The organism is Rhizobium mongolense USDA 1844 (assembly GCF_000419765.1).
GTDB lineage: Bacteria > Pseudomonadota > Alphaproteobacteria > Rhizobiales > Rhizobiaceae > Rhizobium > Rhizobium mongolense.
Genome location: NZ_ATTQ01000009.1, coordinates 54,849 through 80,976, shown reverse-complemented (window position 1 = coordinate 80,976; position 26,128 = coordinate 54,849). Strand labels below are relative to the sequence as shown.

The window sequence follows — 26,128 nt, the reverse complement described above, 5'->3', positions numbered from 1 at the left end:
GCGTGGCGAATTCGAGGGCCCGCCGGGGAAATCCCGGTCCTCCGGGCCCTCGCTTCTCTACCAGCCGCCTCAACCAAGAGGTCGGCGTGCTATGGGTTCCCGCAGATCAATCCGGGAGACCGAAGACGGTGAGCTGACCGCCCAGCGTCGTGTAGTCGGCAAGAGCGGCATAGCCGCCGACAGCGCCGAGACCTGCCGTCGAGATCGACTTTTCTTCCTCGGTCGGAGCCTTCTGACCGGCAACGGCCTGCTGCCAGGCTGCAGCACCTTCCGCACCCAAAAGACCACCGGCAAGTCCGATGCCGGCCCATCCGCCAACACCCGACAGCACGGCAACATACTGCTTGCCCTTGTGCTCGAAGGTGTTGATGTTGCCGATAATGCCGGACGGGGTCTTGAACTTGTAGAGTTCCTTACCGTCCTTATCGACAGCCTTGATGTAGCCTTCCAGCGTGCCGTAGAAGATGACGTCGCCATCGGTCGACAGTGCACCCGACCACACAGAGAACTGCTCGGGCTTCGACCAGACGATCTCACCCTTGGCGGCATCCCAGGCGATGAAGTTACCCATGCCGCCATGGCTGTTGGGAGCCGGGTACATCGATACCGTTGCCCCTACATAGGGCTGACCGGCGGTATAGCCGACCTGGTAAGGCTCATAGTCCATGCAGACATGGTTGGTCGGCACGTAGAACAACCCGGTCTTCGGCGAGTAAGTGGCTGGCTGCTGGTCTTTCGTTCCAAGTGCGGCCGGGCAGACGCCCGTCGTATTGGTGTCCTCGCCGTTCTGCTGCGTCGAGTACTTGGCAACCACCTGCGGGCGGCCATACTCCTTGCTCTTCGGATCCATGACGACTTCCGTCGCCCAGTTGACGGCCGGATCGTATTTCTTGGCAACGAGCAACTCGCCGTTTCCGCGATCCATCGTATAGGCGAAGCCGTTGCGATCGAAGTGCACCAGCACGTCGCGTTTCTGGCCGCTGATGTCCATGCCGTCGACGAGGATCATCTCGTTGACGCCATCGAAGTCCCATTCGTCATGCGGGGTCATCTGGTAGACCCACTTGGCCATGCCTGTATCCGCATCACGTGCGAATATGGTCATCGACCATTTATTGTCGCCCGGTCGCTGAACCGGGTTCCAGGTCGACGGGTTGCCGGTCCCGTAGTAGACCAGGTTGAGCTTCGGATCGAAGGCATACCAGCCCCAGGTCGTTCCGCCACCCTGCTTCCACTGCTCGCCTTCCCAGCTGCTGACGCCCGAATCCTTGCCGACCGGCTTGCCGAGATGAGTGGTCTTTTCCCCATCCATCAAGGTTTCCGCGTCAGGACCGGTCGAATATGCCTTCCAGGCAACCGAACCGTCCTTCAGATTATAGGCGGTCACATGGCCACGCACACCGAACTCGCCGCCCGATATGCCGACCAGCACCTTGTCCTTGAAGACCATGGGTGCGCTCGTTCCGCTCTCTCCCTTGCCGCCGGCCGTATCCTCGCCGTTCTTCACCGACCACATGACCTTGCCGGTCTTGGCGTCGAGCGCAACGACTGTCGTGTCTGCCTGGTTGAGGATGACCTTGCCATCGCCATAGGCAACGCCACGATTGACCGTGTCGCAGCACATGATCGGGATGACGTTCGCATCCTGCTTGGGCTCATACTTCCAGAGGATCTTGCCGTCATTGTTGAGATCGAGAGCATAAACGGTATTTGGGAACGGCGCATGGACATACATCACGTCGCCGATCACCAGAGGTCCACCTTCATGACCGCGTAGCACGCCGGTCGAGAATGTCCATTTGACCTGGAGTTTCTTCACATTGTCCTTGTTGATCTGGTTCAATTTCGAAAACCGGGTATTGGCATAGTCACCCGTCGGAATCGCCCAGTTTTTGGAATCGGAGATCAATTTTTGGACCTCGTCGTTGGCAGTAACTCCTCCCGCCAATGACAAAGATACCGCAGTCGTCACCAATGCCGATTTTATGAAGTTTGCACGTACACGCATTTAGTCCTCCCTAAGTTCGCAAGGATGACGAGTTAAAACGGCGCCTGTTCAGCGACCCGCGTCATCGGTTCAGCGTGTGGGAAGTATTTCCGGCAGCGTGTCACGACCTAAGCCAGGCGCGCGGAGGGCACCGTTACCGCCCACCCGCTTGGCCTACGAAGACAGTCACCACTCCCTTGACGGTAACGTCCTTGAAGCCGGAAACAAATAGACCATAAGAGATAGATTTGCTTTCTGCAAGCGTGTTTGTTAGCAATGTTCGCTGCATTGCAGCATTAGTCTTGTGCGATGCAATATTAATATCGTCAGGTTACTGTAAAACTACTTCAAATGTATCGACGTCATTGAAATTATGCTATAATAACACTGCACATCATCTTCGCCAGGCAAAAAACTGCGCTGCATGAAAGGAACCGCCATGACTGCGCTTAAGACTCTTGGGATCGTGACCTTCGCAATTGCAGCAATCAGCTTCACGCATCCGGTGGCGGCGGGAACACGCTATCCGACCAACGTCGTTGCAGAATATGTCTATGCCTGCATGAAGGCGAACGGAGAAAATCGGGCGATCCTCGACCGTTGCTCGTGTTCGATCGACGTCATCGAATCCATTCTGCCCTACGAACGCTACGAGACGGCCTCCACCTTTAAGCAAATGGGGCTCCTCACCGGAGAAAACGGCGCGTTATTCCGCGAAAGCGCTCCCGCAAAGGCTGCGACGGCGGAGCTGAGAAGAGCCCAGGCCGAAGCAGACATACGATGCTTTTGAAGCGAATCTCGGTTCCTGGACCGAGCCGGAACCTTTCGCGGTCAGAGCGCAAGATTTCGCCGTACACGCATATGTTTTTGAACTGCTGTGTGGCGCTTCTGACATAGTCTCCCACACGCCTGGCCCGAGACCCAAAGACGCTGCCGCCTAAAAACCGCCGGGAGCTCTAGCTGCCACTGGATGGTAGTTTGGTGGCAAGTGAAACCACCTTGAGTTGCCAACACTGCGCCGAACGATAACTTCAGGGGAAGGCTACGCTAAGCCGCCTAAGAACCCTCGCGCTTGGAAAAAGGTTCGAGCCCTCACTTCTTCTGCACGAACAATGCCGGCCGGCGGTAGCTGATCTCGGGCAAGCATGACCATCGAAGGAGAGCAGATTGATGCGGCTCCTGCATCCTGTGGACTTCATCAGCAATTGTTAAAATGCCGTAGTCTCGCCAAAGGGAATCGGACACTATCGGTCTATGCGCGATATCCCACGGCCGTTCGCTACCGACGACAATCTCGAAAGGCACATACGCTGCCAGGAGGCGTTGCAGTTCGCCTTCCTCGACCTGATAGCGGCCGCCGTTGCCGTCGGCTGGAACGAGCGTGAGGCGATTGTCGCCGTCTTGGATCTTGCCGACAATCATATGCTGGCACTGGCGGCAAACGATGGCATGTCCGCCTTGCTCGATGCCTTGAAGAAGGCACCTCGACGCTCATCGCAATAAGATGGTCAGCTATGGAGTGGAAAACATCGCGTCCATCATTGTTGGCGCCAGAGTTTTGATGCCCAATTGGCTCTGCCCGTATCGCGCAACCCTATCACGACCGCCGATCTGATTGAGAAACAGAGGGTAGCCAAACCGATAGATGGCGTGAAGAGGCATCGTTGTTGCACCTCCTGACTTTCTGGAACATTGCCTTTCGTGACCGCTCGGTGGAAGACTGGCGAGCGGCACGGCTCGCTCTCCTATCGCGTTCAGCTCTTATGTTTGCCGCCCTGTGGGGTGCTTTTCGTTGCGGCCTTGATCTGATTGGCGAACGTACTCTCCACCTTTATCGGCGACTTCTGCTGTTTCGGTTTGCGCGTTTCGCGGTTGCCTCTAACTTGTCCTTTAGCCATTGGTGCGATCCTTTTTGAAGTTAGAATTGATGTGTGAGGACAGATCCACAACATTCCGATACGACGATTTCGCTGTCCTCGTTGAACGATCCCGCGACAAGTATTTGGAGGTCCCGCGTAGGAGCTCCATGGGCCGGCCAGCCTATTGGAGTGGCGCCCGAAACATGTTGAGCTCGGATGAAGACATGTATGAAAAATCGAGCACGGAAGACATTCTGTCCTCCTTTGGAAGGCTAGGGTGTGGCGGCCCACGATCAGCAGCCCCTTAATAAAGACCGCTGACGAACGGACCATGCGCTCTTCCCATTCTCAATACAACTGAATTCGGTGAAGGCGCGATGGCGAAGCCGGGACATGAAACTGGCGGCGAGAAAACGACGATCCGATCGGTCAGCATCACTGCATCGCGAAACCGTGCCTCGCCATCAACACAGGCCTCGGGAGCGACGGCTGAAAAAGTTGCTTTCGCTCGCCTCAAGGCAGACGAGGGCGTCGAACAGCTGGATCGAGGGTCTCGCATGCGCGGTTTTGAGTGGGGCCAGGCTCACATATTCTCAGCCGTCCTCCAGGAGGAAGAGCCGAAAACCCACCAATGCGCAACCCTTCTTTTCCCGGCAGCCGCAGGTTTCTATGCATGGTCCGGTCCCGAAAGGAGCCCTCCCCTGCGCGACGTTTTTTGCGCCTTTCCAGCGGATGCCCCAATCGTGGCCGATTGTCGGATTTTCCTCTTAGATCGCTGTACCCTTCGGTGGATATTCGCACCGCCATCTCACGACGCGCAAGTTCGGATGCTCCTCGGACCACCTGGCAATCTCAGGAGGCGCCTGGACCATGCAGGCCATCAAGCTTCCCCTGTTTTCGAAATGAAGATGTTCGTCCCGGCAGCTCGAGGGCCTGTCCGCAACACAAATTGTCAGGACGAGTTCGATAAATAACATGTCGCACCTTTCGACCAACGACGCCTCGCCGCAACCATTTTTTCCTCTCAGGCGCCGCAGCTGCGACCGCCAACCAGCCGCGCCCCGCGGTGCTGGAAGAGCTAAGGGTATGAAGAGGCTAAGAGCTTCACCCCGGCCCGTCAATCGCGACGTCCGTCCTGCGCGAACGATCAGGGTTCAATGGCCTATCAACGGGTTGACTTACATTCGCTGGCAGGTAACTTTTTGCCGGATCGCGAGTCTGCCGCCACCATGGCGAAGGCCATGCGATCCAAAATGGCTGGCGCCGGTGGAGGAACAGCAGCGCCTGCCTTCGTCAAAGGGCACCCTTGGCGAAATGAGGAAATATCATGAACTATCATATCCTTCTGATCGGTGTATCAGTTGCGATCTTTTCTGCCTGCGGGGTCAATGCTCAGGAGGGAGATGCCAACGCAGGCGCTACGGTGTTCAACAAGTGCAAGATCTGTCACAGTGCCGACACTGACCAGAACAAGGTCGGCCCATCTTTGAACGGAGTGATCGGCAGGGCTGCCGGCTCGCATCCCGGGTTTTCTTATTCCAAGGCAATGACCGATGCGGGCAAGGCCGGCCTGAAGTGGGACGAGGCATCGTTGCGCGACTATCTCCACAATCCGAAGGCGAAGGTGAAGGGCACCAAGATGGCTTTTGCCGGCCTGAAGGACGATGCCGACATCGCCAATCTCCTCGCCTATCTCGAGCAATTCCAGAAGAAGCAATAAAGGCGAAGACCGCCGGCTGTCGCCGGCGGTCTCATCATCCTCTTGGCTTGCTCGCCTTACGCTGCCTGCTGCGCCAGCGCCTTGTCTGCCTGTCGGCGAATCGCTTGGATATTGCCCGCATAGGCCGACGCGTCATTGCCTGCGAATATGGCCGAGCCCGAAACCAGGACGTCGGCACCGGCAGCAGCGATCAGCGGCGCGGTTTCGGCCGTAATGCCGCCATCGACTTCGACATGGATCGGACGATAACCGATCAACGCGGCCACACGGCGCACCTTTTCGGCGACCGCCGGAATGAAGGCCTGACCGCCGAAGCCGGGATTGACGGTCATCAGCAGGACGAGGTCCAGCCGGTCGAGCACGTATTCGATCACGCTTTCGGGCGTCGACGGATTGAGCGCAACGCCTGCCTTCTTGCCGAGATTGCGAATCGCCTGAAGCGTTCGGTCGAGGTGGGGCCCGGCCTCCGCATGGACCGTCATGTAATCGCAGCCGGCATCGGCGAAGGCGGCGAGATAGGGATCGACCGGCGCAATCATGAGATGACAGTCGAACACGGCGTCCGTCCGGTTGCGGATCGATTTGACGACCGGCGGCCCGAAGGTGATGTTGGGCACGAAATGGCCATCCATGACATCGAGATGGATCCAGTCTGCGCCCGCCTTGACGACCTCCTCCACCTCATCGCCCAACCGGGAAAAATCTGCCGAAAGGATGGACGGAGCAATGATCGTTTTGCGGCTCATGAGGTGGCCTCCTCTTGTCTTGCTGCGCTGTTGAAGACGCGACTGGCCTTAATGTCTTCGGCAACGATGGTGGACAACACCTTGGCATCAATCGGGCCGGCGGAAGTCTCGAACAGCCGGTTTGCCTGACGCAGGCGCGCGCGATCGAGGGCGTTGCGGATGGAGCGCGCATTGGCAAAATGCGGTTGGCGGCGCCGAAGGGCGATATATTCTTCCATGGCGGCCCGGGCCTTGGCGTCGAGACGGTAGTTCTGCTTGTTAAGCGTCGCCTCGGCGATCCGCAGCAGTTCGGTGTCGGTGTAATCTGGAAAGTCGATATGATGAGCGATACGCGAGCGAAAGCCTGGATTGCTTTCGAAGAAGCGCTCCATCCGGTCGGCATAACCGGCCAGTATGACGACGAAATCCTCACGCTGGTGCTCCATGACCTGCAGGAGGATCTCGATCGCTTCCTGGCCGTAGTCGCGCTCGTTTTCCTGCCTGTAGAGATAATAGGCCTCGTCGATGAAGAGGACACCACCCATCGCCTTTTTCAGGATCTCCTTCGTCTTCGGCGCCGTGTGGCCGATATATTGCCCCACCAAGTCGTCGCGCGTCACCGATACCAGATGCCCCTTTCGGATGTAGCCGAGGCGATGGAGCAGATCGGCCATGCGCAATGCGACAGTCGTTTTCCCAGTCCCGGGATTGCCGCTGAAGCTCATGTGCAACGTCGGCGTTTCATGAGCGAGACCGAGACGCTTGCGCGCGCGTTCAACCAACAGCAGGGCCGCAGTCTCCTTGATCCGCTGCTTGACCGGTGCAAGGCCGATGAGAGAATTGTCCAGCTCGTCAAGAAGCTCCTTGACGCCGGACTCGACATATTCCGCCCGCAGATCGATGGCTGATGGCTCTTCGCCATCGATCTTGGGCCTCATGGGGACCGCATCAGCCATAACGTTCTCCCGCCGGCCGGTCTGCCGCATAAGAACGCGTGGTGTAATGGAGCCGTCTGCCGGCCGCCTCCTGCCGCTCAAGCCGGAATCCCGGCTCTTCCGCAGGACGATTGACGATGAAGGAGAGGCGAACGGACTCCCATCCGTGGCTGCTGTCGAATGCGACGAGGCGGATATAGCGGTCGCCATAGACCTTCCGGCACTCGTGCAGCTCCATTATCAACGCGGCCGCGTCCGCATTGTCGAACATCGGATGACCCCACATGTCCCAATAGGTGTTGCGGGGATGGGGATCATCGGTGAATTCGAGGCTCGTCGCCCAGCCTTTGTCGATGCAGTATTGCGCCTGGCGGGCGATCTGCTCGTCCGTCAGCGGCGGCAGGAACGAGAATGCTCCCTGAGTGATATGCATGTGAGGTCTCCTATTCTGCTGCTGTGGCCGTCGGCACGAAATCCGGCGTGTCGGTCGAGGTGTAGTTGAAGGTTACGTCCTTCCAGACGTCGAGGGCCTGCTGCAATGGCTGGCAGTGGCGCGCCGCCTCGCGCAGGATCTCTGGTCCCTCGTGCACGATGTCCCTCCCCTCGTTGCGGGCGAGCACCATGCATTCGAGCGCAACGCGGTTGGCCGTGGCGCCGGCGGCAATGCCCATCGGATGCCCAATGGTGCCGCCGCCGAACTGCAGCACGACATCTTCACCAAGAAGGTCCAGGAGCTGATGCATCTGTCCTGCGTGGATGCCGCCGGAAGCAACGGGCATCATGCGGTTGAGAGAGGCCCAATCCTGGTCGAAGAAGATGCCGTTCTCCAAACGCATCGGATTGAAGCCTTCGCGGCAGACGTCGTAGTAGCCGCGTGTCGTTGCGGGATCGCCTTCCAATTTGCCAACAACGGTTCCGGCGTGAATGTGGTCGACGCCTGCAAGGCGCATCCACTTTGCGATCACCCGGAAGGACACGCCATGTGTCTTCTGGCGCGTATAGGTCGAGTGCCCGGCGCGATGAAGGTGCAAGATCATGTCGTTGCGACGCGCCCATTTTGCCATGGATTGGATCGCCGTGTAGCCGATGACGAGGTCGATCATTACGATGACGGATCCAAGCTCCCTGGCAAATTCAGCCCGCTCGTACATGTCCTCCATGGTGGCTGCCGTGACGTTCAAATATGTTCCCTTGATTTCGCCGGTCTCGGCCTGGGCCTTGTTGACCGCCTCCATGCAGTAGAGGAAACGTTCGCGCCAATGCATGAAAGGCTGCGAGTTGATGTTCTCGTCATCCTTTGTGAAATCCAACCCGCCCTTCAGCGCTTCATAGACCACGCGACCGTAGTTGCGCCCCGAAAGGCCAAGCTTCGGTTTCACGGTCGCGCCAAGCAGCGGGCGACCGAACTTGTCCAACCGCTCGCGCTCGACGACGATGCCGGTCGCAGGCCCTTGAAAAGTCTTCACATAGGCGACCGGAAACCGCATGTCCTCCAATCGCAATGCCTTCAGCGGCTTGAAGCCGAAGACGTTGCCGATGATCGATGCGCTCATGTTGGCAATCGAGCCTGGCTCGAACAGGTCGAGGTCATAGGCGATATAAGCGAAATACTGGCCTTGCGCATTCGGCACAGGATCGAGCCTGTAGGCCTTTGCGCGATATTTCTCGGTTGCCGTCAGCCGGTCGGTCCACACGACCGTCCAGGTGGCGGTGGAGGATTCACCCGCGACGGCTGCGGCAGCCTCGACTGGATCGACGCCGTCCTGCGGCGTGATGCGGAAGAGCGCGATGATATCGGTATCCTTCGGCTCGTAATCAGGCTCCCAGTAGCCCATTTTCTTGTATTCCATCACGCCAGCTCTGTAGCGTTCCGCACCTGTGACGGTTTGCGATTTATTGGCCATGACTTGGTCCTCTCGTTGTCTTCTGGATCGCCGATCAGGCGGCTTTGGCTGCTGTGGCTTTCGGATCGAGTTCGCCGGCGGCATAGCGTCTCGCCATCTCATCTAAGGCAATAACCTTGATCCTTGAGGCGTTGCCCGCCGTGCCGAAACGTTCGAAGCGGTCACGGCAGAGATTGCGCAAGGCATCCATTGCCGGTTTCAGGAATTTTCGCGGATCGAATTCTTCCGGATGCTCTGCGGCGATCTTGCGAAACTGCCCCGCCATCGCCATGCGACAGTCGGTATCGATGTTGACCTTGCGGACCCCATGACGGATGCCGCGCTCGATCTCCTCGATGGGCACGCCGTAGGTCTGCGGCATCCGTCCTCCGAAGCGGTTGATGACGTCCTGCATCTCCTGCGGGACCGAGGATGAACCGTGCATGACAAGATGCGTGTTCGGCAGCTTGAGGTGAATTGCCTGGATGACGCTCATCGCCAGAATGTCGCCGTCCGGCGCCCGGGTGAACTTGTAGGCCCCATGAGACGTGCCGCAGGCGATCGCCAGCGCATCGACACCGGTGCGCGCGACGAAATCGACGGCCTGGTCAGGGTCCGTCAGAAGCTGCTCATGTGATAGAGCACCTACAGCGCCATGACCGTCCTCGGCAGCTCCGGTGCCGCTCTCCAGCGAACCGAGAACACCCAGCTCCCCTTCGACGGACACGCCCAGCCAATGGGCAATGCGCGTGACCCGTTCGGTGATTGCGACATTATACTCATAAGACGAAGGTGTTTTGGCATCCGCTTCGAGAGAGCCATCCATCATCACCGAAGTGAAGCCGTGGCGTATCGCCGTCATGCAGGTCGCTTCGTCGCTGCCATGGTCCTGATGGACGCAGATGGGAATGGCCGGATAAATCTCCGAAAGCGCCTCGATCATGCGCGCCAGCATGATGTCCTTTGCATAGGCACGGGCACCCTTGGAGGCCTGGAGAATAACGGGAGCGTCACAGGCAGCAGCAGCCTCCATAACCGCAAGCCCCTGCTCCATATTGTTGATGTTGAAGGCGGGAACGCCATAACCGTATTCCGCTGCATGATCGAGCAGCTGGCGTAATGCGATGCGGGCCATCAGCCTGCTCCTTTCACGTTGAACTGTCCGGCTGGCCTGATCCGACCTCAGGCCGCAAGTCTCAGCGCCGCCTCCACGACGGCCCCAGGGGTGATGCCGAAATGGTCATAGAGTGCGGCGGCAGGAGCGCTGGCACCGAAGCCCTCCATGCCGATGAAAATGCCACCGTCTCCAAGGTATCGGTCCCAACCGAGCCGCGCCGCCGCTTCGATGCCGATCCGCGGAGCAGTTCCGAGCACTGCCTCCCGGTATTCGCACGGTTGTTGTTCGAATAGCTCCCAGCACGGCATGGACACCACCCTCGCCCCGATGCCGTGTTCAGCTGAAAGCATGTCGGCAGCAACGCAGGCAATTTCGACCTCGGAACCGGTCGCGAGGAGCGTGACGGAAGATGGTTCCGAGGTCGCGCGCAGGATGTAGGCTCCGCGCGCAGAACGGTTTTCTTCGCTGTTGGCCGGGCGACACATCGGCAGGTTCTGCCGCGACAGCACAAGCAGGCTCGGACGATTGTGGTCCTTGAGGGCCTGTTCCCAGCATTCGGCCGTCTCGACGATGTCGCACGGACGATAGACGTTCAGGTTGGGTGTCGCGCGCAGCATTGCCAGATGCTCGATCGGCTGATGGGTCGGCCCGTCTTCTCCAAGGCCGATCGAGTCATGCGTCATGACGTAGATGACCTGCTGCCCCATGAGTGCCGAGAGGCGGATGGCGCCGCGCGCGTAGTCGGAGAAGGCAAGAAAGGTGCCGCCATAGGGAATGAACCCGCCATGCAGGGCAAGGCCGTTCATCGCAGCCGACATTGCGTGTTCGCGAATGCCATAGTGGATATAGCGGCCGGCGTAACTTCCCGGCTTGATCGGCTCCATTCCCGCGGTCAGTGTTAGGTTGGAATGGGTTAGGTCCGCCGAGCCGCCGATCGTCAAATCCGTCGCGGCGTTGATGATGCCAAGAACCATTTCCGAGGCCTTGCGCGTGGCGACCTTGGTCGCCTTGGCCTGATGCGTTCGACGAAACTCGGCAAGTTCATCGAAGAGTGATGTGTCGATCTCACGGTCTACGGTGCTCAGGAAGGCGGTGCCTTCGGGAGCTGAAGCAACGCGGTTGAGCCATTTGACCCGCTCGGCTGCCCCGCGTGCGGCAGCATCGCTCCAGCGTTCCAAAATAGCCTCAGGAACCTCAAACGGCGCCGCGCTCCATTTCAAGGTGTGTCTTGCCGCGGCGACTTCGGCTTCGCCGAGCGGCGCTCCATGCGTCTTCTCCGACCCCTGAAGATTTGGAGCGCCCTTTCCGATGATGGTACGGCAGGAGACGAGCGACGGCTTGTTCGAAACCCTTGCCCGGGAAATCGCCCGGCCGATCGCATCGAAATCGTGCCCGTCGATCTCCTGCACGTCGAAGCCCGCCGCCTGGAAGCGTGCCAGCTGGTTCATCGAGGTCGAGAGGCTGGTGGGACCGTCGATCGAGATGGAGTTGTTGTCCCAGAACACGATCAGCCGCGACAGCTTCAAATGGCCGGCAAGGTCGATCGCTTCATGGCTGATGCCCTCCTGCAGGCATCCGTCACCGGCAATGACATAGGTATAGTGATCAACGAGCCCGTCGCCATAGCGCGCATTGGACATGCGCTCGGCAAGCGCCATGCCGACCGCCGTTGCGATACCCTGGCCCAATGGACCCGTGGTCGTCTCGATGCCGAGGGCATGACCATACTCGGGATGCCCGGCAGTCCTGGCGCCTAGCTGGCGGAACCGCTGCAGCTCCTCAACCGTCATATCCTCATAGCCGATCAGGTAGTGAAGCGCATATTGCAGCATCGAACCGTGACCGGCCGAAAGAACGAAGCGATCGCGATCGGGCCAATCGGGGTGCGAGGGATCGATCTTGATGAAGCGGTTGAACAGCACCGTTGCGACGTCGGCCATGCCCATCGGCATGCCAGGATGGCCGGAATTGGCTTTTTGAACGCCATCCATGGCAAGCGCCCTGATGGCATCGGCCATGTCTTGTTCCGTTACGATAGCGGGTTCGATAATGCCCTGCGGCTGGAGTTGCGTGTTCATCGCTTTCATCCTCATGAGGCGCGGTTTTTGCGTTCGATCAGTTGCATGATCAGGGGTGTCAGGATCAGCTGCATGGCGAGATCGAGCTTGTTTCCCGGCACCACGATGGAATTGGCGCGCGACATGAACGAGTCGTGGATCATCGACAGCAGATAGGGGAAATCGATGCCGCGCGGTCTTGCGAAGCGGATGACGAGCATCGATTCGTCAGGCGTCGGGATCCAGCGCGCGATGAACGGGTTGGATGTGTCGACGATCGGGACCCGCTGGAAGTTGATATCGGTCAGCGTGAACTGCGGCGTGATGTAGCGTACATAGTCGGGCATGCGCCGTAAGATGACGTCCATGACCGCTTCCGTGGAATAGCCGCGCGCTTCGCGATCACGGTGGATCTTCTGGATCCATTCGAGATTGATGACAGGCACGACGCCGATCTTCAGGTCGGCGTGACGGGCGAGATTGACCTTGTCCGTCACCGCGCATCCGTGCAGCCCTTCATAAAAGAGCAGGTCGCTTTTCGGAAAATCGCGCCATGGCGTGAAGCTGCCCGGCGGGACGTCAAAGCGCGCGGCCTCCTGTTCATCATGGATATAGGTCCTTGTGTGGCCCGTGCCGCTGCGACCATATTCCTCGAAAACGGCTTCGAGCGTCTCCAGTTCGTTGGCCTCTGCGTTGAAATGGGTGAAATTCGGATTGCCGTTCCGTTCCTCCTCGGCCACCTTTTCCTTCATGGCCTGCCGGTCGTAGCGGTGAAATGCGTCTCCCTCGATGAAGGCCGCTTCGATTTTCTCGCGCCTGAAGATCTGCTCGAAAATCCGCTTGACCGACGTGGTTCCAGCGCCCGACGATCCGGTAATCGAAATGATGGGATGCCTTGCCGACATGTCTTGTTCTCCGATCAGGCCCTGAAGAGACCGCGATTGCTGAAGAGCGGCGCTCGCTCGGCAATATTGCTCGGCTCGGTGTGGTAACGCCCAATGCGCATGACCTCCCGCGCCGAGCCGAAGACCAGCGGAACGCGCTGGTGCAGTGACGTGGGCGTGAGGTCCAGAATACGGCTGATCGTGTCGGTGGCGGCCCCGCCGGCCTGCTCAATAAGCAAAGCGATGGGATTGGCCTCGTAGACCAGCCGCAGCCGGCCCTCGCCATAACCCCTGCGCGTGTCGCCGGGATAGAGGTAAACGCCGCCGCGCATGAGGATGCGATAGGCATCGGCGGCAACGGCCGCGATCCACCGCATGTTGAATTCTTTTTCACGCGGCCCTTCCGTCCCCTTCAGGCAATCATCGACATAAAGCCTGACGGCCTCGTCCCAATGACGATAGTTGGAGGCATTGATCGCGAATTCCTGGGTCCTGGGTGGAACGACCACGCTTTCGTGGGCTTGAATGAATACGCCGCCAGCCGAGGAAAAGACGAAGACGTGGGTGCCGCTGCCGAGGCTGAGAACCAGCGCAAGCTGCGGACCGTAGATGAAAAAGCCGGCGGCGAGCTGGGCGTCTCCCCGTTGGAAGAAGGAGGCGTTAGGCTCGCCGACCGGATCACCAGCCGCTGGGAGGATGGAGAAGATCGTCCCGATGGAGACGTTTATGTCGATGTTCGAGGAGCCGTCCAACGGATCGATGGCGACTGCAAGCGGAGCTTTCGGGTCGAGGAGCGCTGCGTCTTCGAGCTCCTCGGAGGCGTAGAGGCAGACAGGCGCTCCTCGCATCGCGTCGATGAAGAGGGCGTCAGCCAGGACGTCGAGATCCTTTGTTATGTCGCCGCCTGGACCACAATGCCCGCGTTCTCTGGAAAAGGCCTTGCCGGGCGCAGCCTGATTGATCGTGCTGTAGAGCGTGACCGCTGCGGCAGCCAGCTGCCGGATCGTGACGGCGGCAGCTTCGCAATCCGGCCCACCCCTGCCGATATGGGAATTCAAAAAGGCGTCTAGCGTCGACGAAGTCATAGCCTACCTCCCCGCCCGCTCCTCACTGCCCGGGCATGGCAACATCGAAACAGGAATTTCGAGCTAAGTAAAATTTATTGTATTTACTAGTTAGCTAAAAAAATTTAAGCTGCGCTGATGAAGAACCTGACGCTTCGACATTTGCGTGCAACGCAGGAGATCGCGCGGCACGGAACGATCGTGCGGGCCGCCAATGCGCTCGGCCTCACCCCCTCGGCCGTCACCATCCAGCTCAAGCAGATTGAGGAGGATGCCGGCATCATCCTTTTCGACCGGACAAACGACGGAATCCGTCCAACGGCGGCAGGCCTTGCTTTCATCGATGCCGCCCAGATGATCGAAGAAAGGCTGCGCCAGCTGGACGACGAAGTCGATGCCATCAAGGGGGTGCGCACCGGCACCCTCGCCCTCGGCGTCGTCTCGACCGCAAAATACTTCGCGCCGAACATGATGGCGACCTTCCGCAAGAGCCATCCCGGGATCGCCGTTTCGCTCGCAATCGGCAACCGGGCAGAAATCATTACAAAGCTTAAAAACCATGACGTCGACATCGCCCTGATGGGCCGTCCGCCCAAGGACATGCCGTTGCACTCGGTGGGATTCGGCGACCATCCGCTGGTGATGGTCGCATCGCCCGACCATCCCTTGGCAGGACAACGGGACATCACCAAAGAGGAGATCGCAAGGGAACATTTTCTTGTCCGAGAACCCGGTTCGGGCACGCGCATATCGCTGGAAATCTTTCTCGGCGAGATTCCTGGCAGGCTCGATGATCTGGGAACCGAGATGTCGTCGAACGAGACGATCAAACAGGCCGTCATGGCGGGCCTTGGCATCGCTTTCATTTCGGCCCATACCATCGCCATGGAACTGGAGTTCGGCAAGCTCGTCACCCTCGACGTCATCGGCATGCCGATCCGCAGGCAATGGTTTTCGGTCACGCGGACGGACAGAACCGTCTCCCCGGCGATGAGTGCCTTTCAGGTGTTCCTGCGTGAGCGGGGAGCCCAATGCCTGCCCTTTTTCGACAAGCTTTACCCGATGTTGCAGCAATCCGATTGAAGATCTTCGGTCGATCTTAAACCGGACGGCCACGGCTCAACCTCGCGGAAACATGATTTCGCCCTTGCCCAAGACCGCATTGTCGCCGCCGAAACGGAAAGGTTTTGTGCCGAGCAGCGGCCGGTCGAGGATTTTGTCTTCCATCAGGTAGCGGTCGAACAGCGCCGGAAAGACGATTTCAACGCGGCCGCAATCGATGAACGTCGGCGAAAGAGCCGCCGGTCGCCGGTCGAACAGAAGCGAGCCGCGCTTCATCAAGTGGCCGGGATAAAGACCGACGCGTCCGATCGCAACGATCGTCCCGGCGGTCATGCCGAGACCGGCGTAATCGCCGCATCCTTTCAAAAGCGCGATGATGCCTCGCCGCATTTTCTCGCCGGGGCGATGGCCAGCCTTGCCGCCAACAATCACGAGGCCGCCCGTCATGCCATGGATCTCTCCCGCCATCGGCCCGCCAAGGCCGTCGCCTGCATCACCGGCGATCTCGATGCGCCCGTTCCTCATCCCCGATCCCGCCTGCAAACCGGCCTTTCCTTCGATCTTCAGGAGGCCGCCGGCCATCCGGCGACCGGCGCGGGCGCCGACATCGCCCTCGACGCGGATCTGTCCAGTCGTCATCTCCGCTCCGACGAGGTCAAAGCGCCCGCTGCCTCCTGAAAACACGATGCTCGAGATATCTCTGCCCGCCACCTTGAAGACATCGCCCACCGTGGCGGGACGCCGGCTCGTTCCGATCGGCAATCTGGCGATGTCGGCAGGCTGCATGCCGTTGAGCTTTTGGGGCGTCAAGCCGGACAGATCGAGCCTTTCATCCGGTTCGGAGCGAAGGGTGAAGGTCAGCGGCTTCATGGCAGGAGATCCCTCAGATGATAATGGAACTTGCCCAGTTTGCCGCCATAGTTTCCCGCGCTGATGCGCAAAGCGCCGCGCCTCGGCCCGAAATTGATGACCGCCTTCAGCCCGGCACGCATCGCCGCAGCCACCGCCTCGCTCGTCTCCCCGTCGATGACGATTTCAAGGATTGCATTGATGTCGGGACCGAGCGCACTCTTGGTCACCCCCCGTAGTGTGGGCGCATAGGCATCGTTGGTCGAAGCCATCATGCCCTTGTACTTGCCGCCGATTTTCGAGCCGGAGCGCACGATGCCGCCGGGGAAAGGCATGATTGCGCCGGGAACCTTCTCAATCGCCGCCACGGCGCGCTCGGCGGCCGCCAGCGCCTTTTCGCCGTCTGTGGCGAGCAGGAAGAGGTTTCCGCCGCCAACCGCCTCTTTCGTCAAACCGGTCTTCGCCTCGCACAGAAATTCGCCATCCATGACCGGCACCCGCCAATAATGCTTGCCGCCGAACTTCTTGGAGATCTGCCATCCGTCACCGAAATAGCGCAGGGATGATCCGAGATCGAGCGAGGCGCTGCCTTCGAGCCCGGAAAAACAGGCGCTGCCGGGTGAGGTCAGAACGCATTGACCGAGCCTGGTTTTCAACTGCTTCTGCAATTCGTCCGTCCCCATTGCAAAGATCATCACGCGGCAGCCCGGACGCCCATCCGGCGTCTCGGACGCCGAAATATCGATGTCGATCGCCGCCTCGCAACCACAGCCGATGACGGAGGTCGCAAAGCCCGTCATGGTGGTCGCCGCCTGGCGCGCCCACTTCAGGCTCGGCGCGGTGATGATGATTGCGGTCGCACGCATTCCGAATGCCTCGGCAAACGTGTCGTCGATCTCAATGCCGTTGCGGATCAGCTCCTGCATGCGACCTCCGCAAAAGGGTTTTCGCGACAAATCGCTGAATCCGGAAAGGTGAACCAGTCGAGCGACAGCCCGTAGCGATTTTCGTGATAGGCTTGCATGCGCTTGGTGATGCCCTTGTCGGGCGGTAAATTGAGATGCACCGTCTTTCCCCAACGATAGTGCGTGACGACGCCGTCCTCGACGACCAGGTCGCCGTTCTTGAACACCAGAGCCGCATCGCGGAACATCCTTTGGACATCCTGCCCTTTCCGGTAGACGGCGATATCCGCGATTGCGCCGGGGCCGAGGTGCCCACGGTCATCGAGGCCAAGCAGCCTCGCCGGCGCTGCTCGCGTCATGACCGCAACCTCCTCAAGCGTATATTCGCGGGAGATCGAGGCGAGTGTGGTAAGTTCCAGCGCAGAGCGGTCGAGCTCGTCCATCTTGGCATTGCGGACATCGCGACGCATCAGCAACTCGAACAATTCCGGATAGGCCGTGAAGGGGGCGCCGTTCGGATGGTCGGTGGTGAAGAAAACCCGCCATGGGTCGTTGATCAGCAAGAACAGCTCGAGCCCCACCGCCCATTGCAGCGAACCATAGTAGTCCTTGCGATAGCGATAGGGGACAATGCCGCCGCCGTTTCCGTCGCCGTCGAAGAGAATGGACTTTTTCGGACTTGCCGTTCGCATTCCGGAATACTGCCTTATGACGTCGGATGAGATTGTCACCGTCTGGCCGAACATCACCTGGCCGACGTCGATCGTCACGTTTTCCGTGCTGTTGACCAGATCGGCAAGACGGGCAGCCTCGGAGGAAAAGCCGCGTTTGCCTTCGGTGCCGTAACCATAAAACTGCAGGTGCGCGAGATGGATTGGTTGGCCTTGCGAGGCGCGAATTGTCTCAGCAGCCGTTACGGCGTTACCGGCGATGCCAAGGTTATTGGCATGGACATGGAGAGGGTGAGGAATGCCCAGACGGCCGACGGCGGACTGCAGCGTCTCGACGATCTTGCGGGAAGTGACACCGTAGGATGGCACGACGTCGTCGAAGGCGAAGCTGCGGATGTTTTCCTTGAAGGCGGCGGCTGCGCCTGCATTGATCACCTTCACGCCGAGCGATCTTGCCGTCGAAACGGTCCAACCCACGTAATCGTCGATCATCGCCGACGAGGCGTTGTCCCTGATCATCGACAGAAGGAAATCGTCATTGCCGAGGATTGCAAGCGTTGCCTTGTCGATGATCGGGATGTCGGCAAGCTCCATATGGGTATGAAGCGCGTTCGAAGGCGACATGGCTGGCTCTACCACGGTGGTAAAACCCATCTGAGCGTAAAGGCATCCCGTGTTGAAAGTAGACCACCCGGCGTTTGAAAGCGGCGTGTGCAACGGCCGTTTGAGGTGCGCGGCATGTTGTTCGGGCAACAGAAGTCGGGCCGTATTGACGTTGCCGCCGCCGATATGCGAGTGGATGTCTATTGCACCGGCCATGACGAGGCAGCCGGAAACGTCATAGGTTTTGTCGGCCCTCTTTGAGACCGGCTTTTCGATGATGACGCCATCCTTGATCCAGACGTCGCGATTGCCGGTCGGACCATTGACCGGATCCACCACTTCCCCACCTGCAAGACGGATCATCATGACGGCAACCCCTCTCCCTGCAGGGCATGCTCGAGTTGCCCGACGATTGCGTAAATGCTGGGGAGAGCCGAAGGCGCCGTTGCGGCAACGGATCTTAGGGTTCCGATGCGGCTCGAATAGACGACGCCGTCATGGTCAAGACCAGCCTTGCCGATACGAACGGTGACCAACGCGCCGGCGGCGGGCCGTTCACTCCTCACCAGCGCGACGGTGGGCACTCGGCTGCGTTTCGGCGGACGCGCCTCGTCACGCTCCGATACCCACATATGCAGATCCGCCTCCTTATCTGCAATCATCCGTTCGATGTCGAAAAGCCACGGGTCATGGACGGGTGAGCCGGTCGAAAAGCTTGTTCGCGGCGCAAAGCCCGTCATCCAGGTCGATGCCAAGACCATGCCCCAGGCGTCGTCGTCGGACGGCAGGAAAAGAGCCGTCGCCCGCCGGGCTCTGTTAATGTCTGCCAGCATGCCTTGCAGCATCACCAGACTGGCCGGGTCGTTGAGATGGGAGAAGACGAAGACGGGAAAACGCGCGCTCGCCATTTCGCTTAAGAAGGCATCGATATTGGCGAGAGGGGCGGATGTTTTTCTTCCAGCCAGCATCGCCCTGAGGCTTCCGAGCACGGCATCGATGGGAAAATCGGACGAGCCCACTTCGATCGCCTTCAAACGCCGCAGAGGTTCGCCAGCGGCTGCCGGCGCCTTGCCTTTGATGTGAAGCCAACGCCTTCGGCTTGACGACGAAAGATCCGCCGCCGTTGACGCAAGCGATAAAATGAGATCGTGATGAGCCGCGGCAATGTCGCCCACGATGATGATCAGGTCGGCGCGGCGCCGCACTTCCGTCGCCGTTGCGAAAAAACCGCCGATATCCGTGTGAAGTGCCACTTCATGAAGAAGGTTTCGGCCATTCACGTGGTCATAGGTCGCCCCGACCCGCTCCGCCAGCGCAATCAGGCTGCGGGAGCCATGGACATCCGATTCAATGGAAAATACCGGGCAGCGGCTCTTTGCCAGAAGCTTTGCCACCTGCTCAATTGCAGTTGGCAAAGGAACTGTTTGGCTGCCGATCCATGCAACCATCACACTCCGAAACTTTCTGGTGCCGTCGTGAATTTATCTGTTCTTCGTCAAATGTGAAGTCCATCCGACGAAAAATACGGCTCAGCTATCATATTTCAGGTAAGCAAATCGCTGATCGGCATTGGGCGTGCCTTCGAGAGCACCGTCCGCCTTACCGGGCTGCCATTGGACGACGTCCTCAATCTTTTTGGCGAGTTCGAAATCCTTGTCGGTCACGCCTTTGGCGGCATGGTTCATCAACAACACCTCCACCCACGCATAGGATGCCTTGAGATCGGGATGGTGCCAGGCCGCCTCTGCCAGGTGTCCAACCGTGTTGATGACCATAAGGGTGGATTTCCAATTGTGCGTTTTGTATCTGCGGCGAATCCAGCCGTTTTCGTAGCGCCAAAGCGGAAGCTCCGCCTGCAGCTTCGAAACGATTTCGTCCTCGGAATAAACGCGCTCCCGCTTCCGTTCCGTCTCCTCGCTCATCGCGGCTGCTCCTTTGGTTCTTTTCTCCCGGTTCGTCACCCAGACTTGCGCTGGTAGTAAAATACGATAACATAACTCAGGGCCCGATTATCAAAAAGTTCAGAAATAGAACCGATGTCGGACTCCGTCTCCATTCAAGTTCCTGGACGCTTGCACCTCGGATTCCTGGACATCCCTGGCAAGGACAGCTCGCGTTTCGGCAGTATCGGTTTGCCGCTGGACGGCATATCGACGCGGCTGGAGATCTCGCGGGCAGCCGAGACCAGCGTCCATGGACCCGAGAGCGCCCGGCTTTTTGCTCACCTTACGGCCCTGCGGTCTCGTCTCAAGCTTTCAGGCCATCACCGGGTGATGGTTCGAGAGACAATCCCGGCCCATGCCGGGTTGGGGTCTGGAACCCAGCTGGCGCTCGCCGTTTCCGCAGCGCTTCGAAGCTTGCATGATTTGCCGTTCCACATCCGCGAAGATGCGGCCTTCCTGGGGCGCGGCGCACGATCGGGAATCGGCATCGCGGCCTTCGAGGAAGGCGGTCTTATCTTCGATGCGGGCAAGGCCAGGGACGATCTGACCCCGACCGTCATTTCCCGCATTCCGTTTCCGAGCGAGTGGCGCATCATTCTCGTTCTGGACAGCCGTGCCCACGGAATTCACGGAGACGCCGAAATCAAGGCATTCCGCGCGCTGGCGCCGTTTCCTGCAGCCGGCTCGGCTTCGATCTGCCGCCATGTGCTGATGGAGATCATGCCCGCCGCGATCGAAAAGGACATTGCGACTTTCGGCAATGCGGTGACGGCAATCCAGCAAACGCTGGGCGATTATTTTGCACCGGCGCAAGGCGGCCGTTTTACCAGTCCGGCGGTCGAAAGAACGCTCGCAAGGCTTGCCGAATGCGGAGCCGTCGGCATCGGGCAAAGTTCCTGGGGACCGACCGGATTTGCCTTTGCCTCATCTCAGGCGACTGCCGAGCGGATCGTCGCTTCCGCCGCGCTAATGGACACGCAAACGACAATCCGCATCGTCGCCGGCAGAAATGAGGGGGCGCAGATCGCGCGAACGAGGGCCCCGCAGCAGTTCGAACTGGGTCGGGAAACATACTAGAGAAGGCGAGCCAAATGAGCCGGAAAACCATTCTCCATATGCTTACACCATTGAGGCAGATGAGCCCGTTCGACGTCAATATGGCCCTTGATGCGGGCTATGACCATGTCGTTCCTTACACGGACGTGGCGCTCGCCGACATCGCCGGCCTTGTCCAGGATGCGGTCTTCTCACGTCCGCCGGATGCAGGCGTTGCCACCGGCATTTTTATTGCCGGGCGTGATACGATCCTGGCACTCGACATGATCGATGCCGCAAAGCAGGCAATGGTGCCCCCTTTCGAGGTTTCTGTCTTCGCCGATCCTGCCGGCTCGTTTACCACCGCCGCAGCGATGGTCGCCAGAGTCGAGAAAACACTTGGAAAACTGCACAATCGTGAGCTGGCCGGAACGAAAGTGAGCATTTTCGGCGCGACCGGCGTCGTCGGCTACTGTACCGCCGTGATCTCAGCCAAGGAGGGCGCAGACGTCACGTTGGTCGGTCACGACGGAATTTCGCGTGTCGAAGCCATCGCCGAGGCCATCAAGGCTCGCTTCGGCGTCACTGTGACAGCGGCGGACGGTTCGACGGAAGACCGGAAGACGGAATTGTTGCGCCAGGCCGAAGTGGTGCTGGCCGCGGCCAAGGCTGGCGTCCAAGTGATCTCTGCCGAACAACTGCGCCAGGCGGCAAATCTGCTTGTTGCGGCAGATGTCAACGCCGTGCCGCCGGCAGGCATCGAGGGTCTGGCCGTCCATGCCAAAGCCGACACGCTCGGGCAAACCGCCGCAGTCGGCATCGGTCCGCTTTCTATCGGCAATGTCAAGTACAAGACCCAATCGGGGCTGTTCAAACAGATGATCGGCGCTGAAAAACCGGTAATTTATGATTTTCAGGATGCTTTTACCCTTGCCCGCAGCATCGAAAAATAGTCCTGCGATTCTGATCGCGGCCATTTCCGGCCGGTCACTTGCCGCAGCAGCGCGCCGTGCCGGCTATCGGTCGTTGGTGGCCGATCTGTTCTGCGATTGCGATACGGTCGCCCTTTCGGAGAGGACGGCGCGCCTGTCGGGCAGTATTAGCGAGGGAATAGACCGCGAGAAAATCATCGGCGTATTGTCGCGCCTTATGGGCGACGAGGAACCGGCCGCATTGGTCTACGGCTCCGGCTTCGAACGTCAGCCCGACGTCATCGACGCACTCGCTCGAGTGTTTCCGCTTGCCGGCAACAGCGCCGACACCGTGCGGGCGATCAAGGACCCCGCCAACCTGTCCCAACTTTGCCGAAACCTGGGCATCCCGCATCCGGCGATCCAGTTCTCATCACCAGAAAAACCGCAGGGCTGGCTCGCGAAGCTTGGCGGCGGCGCCGGCGGATCGCATGTCAGACCGGTCGCAACGATGCCTGCCGAACCAGGCTACTATTATCAGCAGCGCATGTCCGGCCGCAGCATCTCGGCTCTTTTCCTGGCCCAAAATGGTGCCGCCCGCATCATCGGCGTCAGCCGGCAATGGTCTTCGCCTTCGCCAACGTCACCATTTCGTTATGGCGGCGCCGTCCGTCTCATGCGATTTGACCGGCAAAAGAAAATGCAAATCGGTTCCTGGCTCGACAAGCTGACGCGCCACTGCAGCCTTGTGGGTCTTTGCAGCGCCGATTTCATAGATGGGCCGGAGGGGCTTCATCTCATCGAAATCAACCCACGGCCTGGCGCAACGCTGGATATCTTCGACACCGACAACGTACCCCTCCTCATTGAGCATCTGCGCGCCGTGCGCGGGGAAAGGATCGACGTGCCAGTCTATCGCGGGGCTGCGGCTGCGGCGATTGCCTACACGTCTCGTTCCATCTCCTGTTTTCCCGATGTCAAATGGCCGAACCTGACGGCCGACCATCAAAGGCCGGGTTCGGCGCTCAGCCCCGGCGATCCGGTTTGCACTGTCTTGGCGCATGCCCGATCCGCCTCCGCAGCAGAGCGCGCTGTCAAACGCCGTGTCAACCAAGTAGCGCAGCATTGGAAGGAGGAATTCCAATGAAGAACGGAATGGCCCATCTCAACAGGAATGCGCAACGGATCATCGATCAGATCATTGCCGACGACGAAAGATTTGGCGTCGCATATGGCCGCGGCTCTCTTGGAGAGCATCTCATCGACGCCGGCGCGGCAAGCCCCGGGGGCCTCGAAGTGGGTCTGCGGATGGCGGAAATCTGCATGGGTGGCCTGGGAACGGTCTCGATGGGGCTCGATCGTCATAACGAAAAGTGGCCGTTGAGCGTTACCGTCCATTCCTCCCAACCGGTTCTTGCCTGCCTCGGCAGCCAGTATGCGGGTTGGCGGCTTTCGCACGAGAAATATTTCGCCATGGGCTCGGGCCCTGCGCGTCTGCTGGCGCGCGTGGAGCCGCTTTTCGAGGAAATTGCCTATAGCGAAACCGATGCTTCGACGTCAGTTCTTCTTCTTGAAACGGACAAGGCTCCGCCGCCAGCCGTTGTCGAGAAGGTATCAAAGGCGACAGGACTGGGCCCTGACGCTTTGACCTTCATCTATGCGCCGACGCAAAGTCTTGCAGGCTCGGTTCAGATTATCGGGCGCTCACTGGAGGTCGCTCTTCACAAGGCCCACAGCCTCAATTTTCCGTTGGACGCGATTGTCGACGGAACGGGATGCGCGCCGGTTCCAGCGCCTCATCCGGACTTCCTGCAGGCCATGGGGCGGACGAACGATGCCATCATCTATGGCGGATTGGTGCAGCTGTTCGTCCTAGGCAGCGCGGCAGACGCGCGCGCGCTCGCCGAAGAGCTGCCGAGCTGCAGGTCACGCGACTACGGGCAGCCTTTTGCGGAAATCTTCAAGAAATTCAACGGCGACTTCTACGCGATTGATCCGCATCTCTTCAGCCCGGCCGAAGTGATCGTTACGGCTGTCGAGACAGGCGACACCTTCCGCGCCGGTGAATGGAACAGAGAAATGCTGGAGCAATCCCTTGGTTGATCAGACGGTGATTTCAGACAAAATTCTCATTCTTTCCGACAAACCAGACCGCCAGGTGAGACAGTTGCGTCGCGCCTTCGGAAAACTCGGCGCGGAGACGATATTCTGCCCGCTTGCCGATATCGCGTTCGATACCCGGTATCCATCAGGCATTGCCATCCCGACGCTTGATGGAGCCCTTCCGGCCGGTGTGATCGTCCGCTCCATCTCCGGCGGCAGCTTCGAAGCGATCACACGCCGTCTCGGCATCTTGCACGCGCTGACCCAGCTTGGCGTGCCGGTCTGGAACTCCGCCAAAGCAATCGAGCGTTGCGTCGACAAATCGACGACGACGTTTCTTCTTGCGGCGGCCGGAGTGCCAACGCCGGAAACGTTCGCAGTGGAAGGTCCCGCCAATGCCAGGACCGTCGTTAAGCGCGAGGTGCCGCATGGCCTCCTGGTACTGAAACCGCTCTTTGGATCGCAGGGACGCGGAATAAGGCTCATTCGTTCGATCGACGATCTGCCTGACCCGGACGAGGTCGACAATGTCTATTACCTGCAGCGCCTTGTACTGCGTGCCGGACCGCCCTATCGCGATTACCGGATATTCGTCAGCAATGGTGAAATTCTCGGCATGATGGGCCGTTGCGCCGACGGCTGGATCACCAATATCGCCCGCGGCGCGAAAGCCGAGCCGGTCGTCGGGCCGCTGCGCCCGAAGCTTGCCGAACTTGCGCTTGCCGCTGCCGCCGCTGTTGCAACCGACTTTGCGGGCATCGATATCGTACAGGGATGCGAAGGCAATCTTCTCGTACTGGAAGTCAACAGCATGCCGGCTTGGACCGGCCTGCAAACCGTTGTCCCCGTCCGCGTCGCCGATTGCATCGCTCAGGCAATGGTCGCGCTTCTCAGCCCGGACGTAAAGGAAAGGCCTGCAGCATGACGCTGACGCGGCAAGAGATCATGGCAGCCTACCTCGACGCCTGCCGCACCGAGATCGATGCCTTGAAGCCGGGCAACGTGCATCGCTTCGCAGACGGCCACCGGATGACGGCGGATCAATTCCTCCAAAGTGCGGCCGTCAGCTCGCTATCGGTCACCGAACCGCTTGCATCGGTCGGTCAGCGTGTTTTGCGTGCGGTAACCGCCACCCGCGAAAGCGTGGGAACGAACACCAATCTCGGCATCCTCCTGCTTTGCGCGCCGCTTGCCAAGGCGGCCGAGAGCACGTCTTGGGATTTACGCAAGGACCTCACGCAGACATTGGATGACATGGATGCGGGCGATGCCCGCGACGTCTTCGCCGCAATCCGCCTCACCAACCCGGGAGGGCTCGGCAGCGCCGAAGAACATGACGTCAGAGACGAGCCGACGGTGTCTCTCGTCAACGCCATGGCCATGGCGGCCGACCGCGACATGATCGCCCGACAATATACGAACGGCTTTGAAGACATCTTCAACGGCGGCCTGTCGGCGTGGAGAGAAGCGGCCGCCCGCGGCGAAGAGGACATGTGGCCGACAATCTTCGTCTATCTTTACTTCCTGTCCTCGTTTCCCGACAGTCATATCGGGCGCAAACACGGGACCGACCTCTCTGCCGAAATTGCGAAAGAGGCAGACACAATACGCTGCCGGGTGATGGATGAGACGCGCTTGCCGAGCCGGGAAGAGATTCTGCTGGACTTCGACAGGCGGCTGAAGGACAGGGATATCAACCCCGGGACCTCCGCCGATCTCACGGTTGCGACGCTTTTTGTCTGCAACATGAAGTTCGGCTTGCATAATCGCAGCTTAGATGTTTGAATTTGGCCGGCGAATAAATCTTACTCGCTG

General features: G+C 59.5%; 25 protein-coding genes. 10 read left to right on the top strand and 15 right to left on the bottom strand.

Annotation, left to right across the window (positions count from 1 at the left end):
• Positions 1–106: 106 nt before the first annotated feature.
• Complete coding sequence (locus tag A3C3_RS0118695) at positions 107–2,008, bottom strand: methanol/ethanol family PQQ-dependent dehydrogenase (protein WP_033419712.1); 1,902 nt, start codon at positions 2,006–2,008, stop codon at positions 107–109.
• Positions 2,009–2,426: 418 nt separating this feature from the next.
• Here A3C3_RS0118695 and A3C3_RS46150 point away from each other — a divergent pair, with 418 nt between their 5' ends.
• Positions 2,427–2,777 carry a hypothetical protein gene (locus A3C3_RS46150; RefSeq protein ID WP_051154493.1) on the top strand — a complete coding sequence of 117 codons (351 nt, stop codon included), beginning with the start codon at positions 2,427–2,429 and terminating at the stop codon, positions 2,775–2,777.
• A 464-nt stretch (positions 2,778–3,241) separates the two neighbouring features.
• The gene (locus tag A3C3_RS0118685; protein WP_022716106.1) at positions 3,242–3,490 is read left to right on the top strand and encodes a hypothetical protein; all 249 of its coding nucleotides are present in this window, start codon (positions 3,242–3,244) and stop codon (positions 3,488–3,490) included.
• A gap of 251 nt (positions 3,491–3,741) precedes the next feature.
• On the opposite strand, the gene A3C3_RS46145 is transcribed toward A3C3_RS0118685, so the two are convergent.
• Positions 3,742–3,885 carry a hypothetical protein gene (locus A3C3_RS46145; RefSeq protein WP_167521920.1) on the bottom strand — a complete coding sequence of 48 codons (144 nt, stop codon included), beginning with the start codon at positions 3,883–3,885 and terminating at the stop codon, positions 3,742–3,744.
• A gap of 1,288 nt (positions 3,886–5,173) precedes the next feature.
• Between A3C3_RS46145 and A3C3_RS0118670 the strand changes: the two genes are divergently transcribed.
• On the top strand, positions 5,174–5,566 hold the full coding sequence (locus tag A3C3_RS0118670; RefSeq protein WP_022716103.1) for a c-type cytochrome: 393 nt from the start codon (positions 5,174–5,176) through the stop codon (positions 5,564–5,566).
• Positions 5,567–5,622: 56 nt separating this feature from the next.
• On the opposite strand, the gene rpe is transcribed toward A3C3_RS0118670, so the two are convergent.
• From rpe to A3C3_RS0118630, 8 genes are read right to left on the bottom strand one after another with little or no spacing between them, the layout of a single operon-like run.
• Positions 5,623–6,312 (bottom strand): ribulose-phosphate 3-epimerase, encoded by a 690-nt coding sequence (gene rpe / locus A3C3_RS0118665; protein ID WP_022716102.1) that lies wholly within the window; start codon positions 6,310–6,312, stop codon positions 5,623–5,625.
• Complete coding sequence (gene cbbX / locus A3C3_RS0118660; RefSeq protein WP_022716101.1) at positions 6,309–7,247, bottom strand: CbbX protein; 939 nt, start codon at positions 7,245–7,247, stop codon at positions 6,309–6,311. Before cbbX ends, rpe begins: the two co-directional genes overlap by 4 nt.
• Positions 7,240–7,659, bottom strand: coding sequence for a ribulose bisphosphate carboxylase small subunit (locus A3C3_RS0118655; RefSeq protein WP_022716100.1), 420 nt, complete (start codon positions 7,657–7,659; stop codon positions 7,240–7,242). Before A3C3_RS0118655 ends, cbbX begins: the two co-directional genes overlap by 8 nt.
• A 10-nt stretch (positions 7,660–7,669) precedes the next feature.
• Positions 7,670–9,130: a form I ribulose bisphosphate carboxylase large subunit gene (locus tag A3C3_RS0118650; protein WP_022716099.1), complete on the bottom strand. Its 1,461-nt coding sequence runs from the start codon at positions 9,128–9,130 to the stop codon at positions 7,670–7,672.
• Between the two features lie 34 nt (positions 9,131–9,164).
• Positions 9,165–10,244, bottom strand: coding sequence for a class II fructose-bisphosphate aldolase (fba, locus tag A3C3_RS0118645; protein ID WP_022716098.1), 1,080 nt, complete (start codon positions 10,242–10,244; stop codon positions 9,165–9,167).
• Positions 10,245–10,291: 47 nt separating this feature from the next.
• A complete protein-coding gene (gene tkt / locus A3C3_RS0118640) occupies positions 10,292–12,304 on the bottom strand; it encodes a transketolase (RefSeq protein ID WP_028739774.1) in 2,013 nt (670 codons plus the stop codon).
• Between the two features lie 11 nt (positions 12,305–12,315).
• Entirely contained in the window at positions 12,316–13,188 is an 873-nt protein-coding gene (locus A3C3_RS0118635; RefSeq protein ID WP_022716096.1) for a phosphoribulokinase, read from the bottom strand.
• A 14-nt stretch (positions 13,189–13,202) separates the two neighbouring features.
• Positions 13,203–14,252, bottom strand: a complete 1,050-nt coding sequence (locus tag A3C3_RS0118630) for a class 1 fructose-bisphosphatase (RefSeq protein WP_022716095.1) — start codon at positions 14,250–14,252, stop codon at positions 13,203–13,205.
• A 117-nt stretch (positions 14,253–14,369) separates the two neighbouring features.
• On the opposite strand from A3C3_RS0118630, the gene A3C3_RS0118625 reads away from it, so the two are divergent.
• A complete protein-coding gene (locus tag A3C3_RS0118625; RefSeq protein WP_022716094.1) occupies positions 14,370–15,314 on the top strand; it encodes a LysR family transcriptional regulator in 945 nt (314 codons plus the stop codon).
• Positions 15,315–15,350: 36 nt separating this feature from the next.
• On the opposite strand, the gene A3C3_RS0118620 is transcribed toward A3C3_RS0118625, so the two are convergent.
• The 5 genes from A3C3_RS0118620 to A3C3_RS0118600 form a co-directional block, all read right to left on the bottom strand.
• Positions 15,351–16,163, bottom strand: coding sequence for a formylmethanofuran dehydrogenase subunit C (locus A3C3_RS0118620; RefSeq protein WP_022716093.1), 813 nt, complete (start codon positions 16,161–16,163; stop codon positions 15,351–15,353).
• On the bottom strand, positions 16,160–17,068 hold the full coding sequence (fhcD, locus tag A3C3_RS0118615) for a formylmethanofuran--tetrahydromethanopterin N-formyltransferase (protein WP_022716092.1): 909 nt from the start codon (positions 17,066–17,068) through the stop codon (positions 16,160–16,162). The genes A3C3_RS0118620 and fhcD overlap by 4 nt, the downstream gene beginning before the upstream one ends.
• Positions 17,056–18,687, bottom strand: a complete 1,632-nt coding sequence (locus A3C3_RS0118610) for a formylmethanofuran dehydrogenase subunit A (protein WP_022716091.1) — start codon at positions 18,685–18,687, stop codon at positions 17,056–17,058. Before A3C3_RS0118610 ends, fhcD begins: the two co-directional genes overlap by 13 nt.
• Positions 18,684–19,715: a molybdopterin-binding domain-containing protein gene (locus A3C3_RS38730; RefSeq protein ID WP_156890789.1), complete on the bottom strand. Its 1,032-nt coding sequence runs from the start codon at positions 19,713–19,715 to the stop codon at positions 18,684–18,686. The genes A3C3_RS0118610 and A3C3_RS38730 overlap by 4 nt, the downstream gene beginning before the upstream one ends.
• Before the next feature lie 135 nt (positions 19,716–19,850).
• Positions 19,851–20,243, bottom strand: coding sequence for a 4a-hydroxytetrahydrobiopterin dehydratase (locus A3C3_RS0118600; protein WP_022716089.1), 393 nt, complete (start codon positions 20,241–20,243; stop codon positions 19,851–19,853).
• Positions 20,244–20,357: 114 nt separating this feature from the next.
• On the opposite strand from A3C3_RS0118600, the gene A3C3_RS38725 reads away from it, so the two are divergent.
• Genes A3C3_RS38725 through A3C3_RS0118570 form a run of 6 tightly spaced genes read left to right on the top strand, consistent with a single transcriptional unit; the run spans position 20,358 to position 26,098 of the window.
• On the top strand, positions 20,358–21,341 hold the full coding sequence (locus A3C3_RS38725) for a beta-ribofuranosylaminobenzene 5'-phosphate synthase family protein (protein WP_022716088.1): 984 nt from the start codon (positions 20,358–20,360) through the stop codon (positions 21,339–21,341).
• Positions 21,342–21,355: 14 nt separating this feature from the next.
• Entirely contained in the window at positions 21,356–22,252 is an 897-nt protein-coding gene (locus tag A3C3_RS0118590) for an NAD(P)-dependent methylenetetrahydromethanopterin dehydrogenase (protein WP_022716087.1), read from the top strand.
• Positions 22,230–23,357, top strand: coding sequence for an ATP-grasp domain-containing protein (locus A3C3_RS0118585; RefSeq protein ID WP_233450557.1), 1,128 nt, complete (start codon positions 22,230–22,232; stop codon positions 23,355–23,357). The genes A3C3_RS0118590 and A3C3_RS0118585 overlap by 23 nt, the downstream gene beginning before the upstream one ends.
• The gene (gene mch, locus A3C3_RS0118580) at positions 23,354–24,313 is read left to right on the top strand and encodes a methenyltetrahydromethanopterin cyclohydrolase (RefSeq protein WP_022716085.1); all 960 of its coding nucleotides are present in this window, start codon (positions 23,354–23,356) and stop codon (positions 24,311–24,313) included. Before A3C3_RS0118585 ends, mch begins: the two co-directional genes overlap by 4 nt.
• Positions 24,306–25,238, top strand: coding sequence for an ATP-grasp domain-containing protein (locus A3C3_RS0118575; RefSeq protein ID WP_022716084.1), 933 nt, complete (start codon positions 24,306–24,308; stop codon positions 25,236–25,238). The genes mch and A3C3_RS0118575 overlap by 8 nt, the downstream gene beginning before the upstream one ends.
• Positions 25,235–26,098, top strand: a complete 864-nt coding sequence (locus tag A3C3_RS0118570; protein WP_022716083.1) for a triphosphoribosyl-dephospho-CoA synthase — start codon at positions 25,235–25,237, stop codon at positions 26,096–26,098. The genes A3C3_RS0118575 and A3C3_RS0118570 overlap by 4 nt, the downstream gene beginning before the upstream one ends.
• The last annotated feature ends 30 nt before the right edge of the window (positions 26,099–26,128 follow it).